5 protein-coding genes are annotated in these 3,955 nt (G+C 73.9%); 3 read left to right on the top strand and 2 right to left on the bottom strand.

The features are described 5' to 3' along the window. Positions 1-62: 62 nt before the first annotated feature. Positions 63-323, bottom strand: coding sequence for a hypothetical protein (locus tag ACWEVO_RS32020; protein ID WP_452311187.1), 261 nt, complete (start codon positions 321-323; stop codon positions 63-65). 161 nt (positions 324-484) lie between these two features. On the opposite strand from ACWEVO_RS32020, the gene ACWEVO_RS32015 reads away from it, so the two are divergent. From ACWEVO_RS32015 to ACWEVO_RS32005, 3 genes are all read left to right on the top strand, one after another. Next, on the top strand, positions 485-1,336 hold the full coding sequence (locus tag ACWEVO_RS32015) for an ABC transporter permease (protein WP_452311186.1): 852 nt from the start codon (positions 485-487) through the stop codon (positions 1,334-1,336). A gap of 79 nt (positions 1,337-1,415) precedes the next feature. After that, the gene (locus ACWEVO_RS32010; protein WP_452311188.1) at positions 1,416-2,210 is read left to right on the top strand and encodes an ABC transporter permease; all 795 of its coding nucleotides are present in this window, start codon (positions 1,416-1,418) and stop codon (positions 2,208-2,210) included. Further along, complete coding sequence (locus ACWEVO_RS32005; protein ID WP_452311185.1) at positions 2,207-3,199, top strand: ABC transporter ATP-binding protein; 993 nt, start codon at positions 2,207-2,209, stop codon at positions 3,197-3,199. The genes ACWEVO_RS32010 and ACWEVO_RS32005 overlap by 4 nt, the downstream gene beginning before the upstream one ends. Here ACWEVO_RS32005 and ACWEVO_RS32000 read toward each other — a convergent pair. Beyond that, positions 3,183-3,743: a helix-turn-helix domain-containing protein gene (locus tag ACWEVO_RS32000; protein WP_452311184.1), complete on the bottom strand. Its 561-nt coding sequence runs from the start codon at positions 3,741-3,743 to the stop codon at positions 3,183-3,185. The two genes, ACWEVO_RS32005 and ACWEVO_RS32000, sit on opposite strands and share 17 nt — an antisense overlap. Positions 3,744-3,955 lie beyond the last annotated feature (212 nt).

Raw genomic sequence — 3,955 nt, 5'->3', positions numbered from 1 at the left:
CGCGGTGATGCCGCCCATCGAGTGCCCGATCACCAGCGCGGGAGCCAGGTCGAGCGCCTCGATCACCGCGGCGGCGTCGCCGATCGGCCGTCCGGGCCGGCGGGGCTGACCGGGTACGCGTCCTCCATCGGTGCCGGGCTGACCGGATGCACCTCGGCCCGGCCGACCACGGTGGCCCGGCCGCTCGGTGCGGGTGGGGTGAGGTACTCGACGCCGATGTCGCCCGGGTAGCGCTGTCCCGGGAACTGTGGCCGCCACTCGTGGGTCGGCTCGGCGGCCCACGAGGGTTCGGCCGGCTCGCGCCAGCGGTCGTAGCCGCTCATCGGGGGACCCTGCCGCCGCCCGCGCGGCGCGGCCCGGCGGCCGGCTCGCGTCGCTCGCTCACGGCGGTGTCACCTCGTTGGAAATTGTCGCGCTGGGCGCCGGACGTGCCGGTAGAGTCGCCCGGTCCGGCACGTCTTGGCTGCGGAAGGAGGGTAGCGGCGTGGGCTCGGTCACCGCCACTGTGGCACCGCCCACGAACTCAAACGTTACCCGATCGATTCGGACATTCGGCGCGATAGCCCAAGCCGGCTTCCGGCGGTACGCCACCTACCGGCAGGCGGCCGTGGCGGGGGTGGTCACCAACACCGTCTTCGGCTTTCTGCGCTACTACATCTTCCTCGCCGCGGCCGGCGCGGCGGGCCGGGTCGCCGGCTACGACCGGGAGCAGCTCGCCACGTTCGTCTGGGTCGGGCAGGGTCTGCTGGCGGTCATCGCGATCTGGGGCTGGACCGAGCTGGCCGACCGGATCCGCACCGGCGAGATCGCCGCCGACCTGCTCCGCCCGGTCCACCCGGTGACCAGTTACCTCGCCGCCGACCTGGGCCGGGCCGGGTTCGCCGCGCTGTCCCGGCTGGTGCCGCCGGTGCTGGTCGGACTGTTCCTGTTCGACGTGTACCTGCCGCACCGGCGATCCACCCTGCCGCTCTTCGTGCTCTCCGTGGTGCTCGCCGTGCTGGTCTGCTTCGGCTGCCGCTACCTGGTCAACGCCAGCGCGTACTGGTTGCAGGACGTCCGGGGGCCGCTGATCCTCTGGACGCTCTGCTCCGGGGTGCTCGCCGGGCTCTACTTCCCGCTGGGCTTTCTGCCCGGCTGGCTGGAGGCCGTGCTCCGGTACGGCACCCCGTTCCCGAGCCTGCTCCAGATCCCGCTCGACGTGCTGGTCGAGCGGCAGGCCGCGCCGCTGCAGCTCGGCCTGGTCGGCGTGCAGGCCGGCTGGGCCGTGGCGCTGCTCGCCCTCTGCCGGCTGGTGCAGCGCCGGGCCGAGCGCCGGCTGGTGGTGCAGGGTGGCTGAGCCGGGCACGCTGACCGGCCCGGCCCCGGTCGTCGCGCCGCCCGGGGACCGATCCGGGCCGGCGGGCCGGACGCGGGGCGTGCTCGGGGCGTACCGGGCGCTGCTCGGCGCGCAGGCGCGGTCGCAGGCCGCGTACCGGGCGTCGTTCGTGGTGGACCTGGTCGGCAACGTCGGCGCCACGGTGTTCGACGTGGTCACGGTGCTGGTGCTGTTCGGGGTGACCCGGGAGCTGGGCGGTTTCACGCTGCACGAGACGCTGGTGATCGTCGGGCTGTCGTCGTTCGCGTTCGCCACCGCGGACCTGCTGGTCGGCAACGTCGAGCGGCTGCCCCGGTACGTCCGCACCGGCCTCTTCGACGCGGTGCTGGTCCGCCCGCTGGCCGCGCTGCCCCAACTGCTGCTGATGGACCTGCCGCTGCGCAAGGTGTCCCGGGTGGTGTTCGGGCTGGTCGTGCTGGTGGCCTCGGTCGGCTCGGCGGGCATCCACTGGACCGCCGGCCGGGTGGCGCTGGTGGTGGTCGCCCCGCTGGCCGGGGTGGTCTTCTTCGGCTCGGTCTTCGTCACCACCGCCACCGTCTCGTTCTACTGGATCGACTCGGGCGAGCTGGCCAACTCGGTCACCTACGGCGGGCGCGACTTCACGTCGTACCCGGTCACCGTCTACGGCGGCTGGTTCCGCGCGCTCTTCGCGTACGGGCTGGGGTTCGCCTTCGTCAGCTACCACCCGGCGCTGGCGCTGCTCGGCCGGGCCGACCCGCTCGGCCTGCCCGGCTGGGTCGGCTGGGTCGCGCCCGGCGTGGCGCTGGTGGCCGCGGCGATCGCCGGGCTGGCCTGGCGGGTCGGGATCCGTCACTACCGGAGCACGGGGTCATGAGCGTCATCGAGATGAGCGGGCTGCGCAAGGAGTTCACCGTCCGGGTGAAGGTCGGCCGGCTGCGCCGGGAGAAGCGCACGGTGACCGCGGTCGACGGGATCGACCTGCGGGTGGAGCGGGGCGAGATGCTCGGCTACATCGGCCCGAACGGCGCGGGCAAGTCGACCACCCTGAAGATGCTCACCGGCGTGCTCATGCCCTCGGCCGGGGAGGCGCGGGTCTGCGGGCTGCGCCCGGTCGCCGAGCGGACCCGGCTGGCGATGCGGATCGGGGTGGTGTTCGGGCAGCGTTCCCAGCTCTGGTGGGACCTGCCGCTGCGCGACTCGTTCGAGCTGCTCCGGCACGTCTACCGGGTGTCGGCGGCCGGGCACGCGGCGCGGCTGACCCGCTGCCGCGGCCTGCTCGACCTGGACGGGTTCCTGGACACCCCGGTCCGGCAGCTCTCCCTCGGCCAGCGGATGCGGGGCGAGCTGACCGCCGCCCTGCTGCACGGACCGGAGGTGCTCTTTCTCGACGAGCCGACCATCGGCCTGGACGTGGTGAGCAAGCAGGCCGTCCGGAGCTTCCTGGCGGAGCTGGGCCGGGGCGGCGACACCACCCTGGTGTTGACCACGCACGACCTGGCCGACATCGAGCGGCTCTGTCACCGCCTGGTGGTGATCGACCACGGCCGGGTGGTGCACGACGGGTCGATCGCCGCCCTGCACAGCCGGTACGGGTCCCGCCGGATGGTCGTCGCCGAACTGGACTCGGTGCTGCCGGCACCGCCCGAGCTGCCCGGCGCGCCGTTGCAGCGGGTGGAGGCGGACGGCCACCGGCTGGTCTTCGCCTTGGAGTCGGCGACCGTGGCGGAGGTGGTCGCGGGCCTGGCCGGGCTGGCCACCCTGCGGGACATCGCGATCGTCGAGCCGGACATCGAGGAGGTCGTGGCCCGGCTCTACCGCGCCCCGGCGGAGGCCGGCCGAGCCGCCGTCACGGGTGCTCCATGACCAGCACCGCGAAGGTTCCGGGGGCCAGCGCCTCGTACCGGTGCGGCGTGTCGCCGGGGAACGTGACGTAATCGCCCGGTCCCAGTTCGACCGGGTCGGACTCCGGGCCGATCCGCATCCGCCCGGCCGCGACCACGACGTGTTCGATGCTGCGGGGGGTGTGCGCCTCGGCGGTCCGGACCGCGCCGGGCTCCAGTTCCATCAGGTAGACGTCCCGGCGGGTGTGCGGTGAGCCGGCGGCGAGCAGGGTGGCGCTGAAGTCGGCGTGCTCGGAGCGGATCCGCGGCCCCTCGCCGGCGCGGACCACGCGGACGCCGGCCGCGGGCGGCTCGACCAGGCGGCTGAACGGCACGCCCAGCGCGACGCCGAGCGCCCACAGCGTCTCGACGCTCGGATTGCCGACCCCGGATTCGAGCTGGGACAGGGTGGACTTGGCGATGCCGGCCCGGCGCGCCAGTTCGGTCAGCGAGAGCCCGGCGCGGTCACGTTCGCGCCGCAGGGCGGCGGCGATGGTGGCCAGCGGGGGAGCGGGGTCTATCGCCATGTGTTCGCTCCATCGGTCTGTTTGTTCGGTTTGACGAACGAGCCGTTCGTGTTCAGGATAACGAACCATGCGTACGGCATATCGAACGGGCGACGCGGCGGTGCTGCGGGACGTCGCGGCCATCGGCGCGGCCATGCTCGCCGTCGGCGCGTCGTTCGGCGCGGTGGCGGTCGCCGCCGGCCTGCCCGGCTGGGCCACCCTCGCCATGTCGG

The sequence above is a fragment of the Micromonospora sp. NPDC003776 genome (assembly GCF_053605645.1).
The sequence above is the reverse complement of the archived record's forward strand: the minus strand, read 5'-3'. Positions and strand labels throughout refer to the sequence as shown.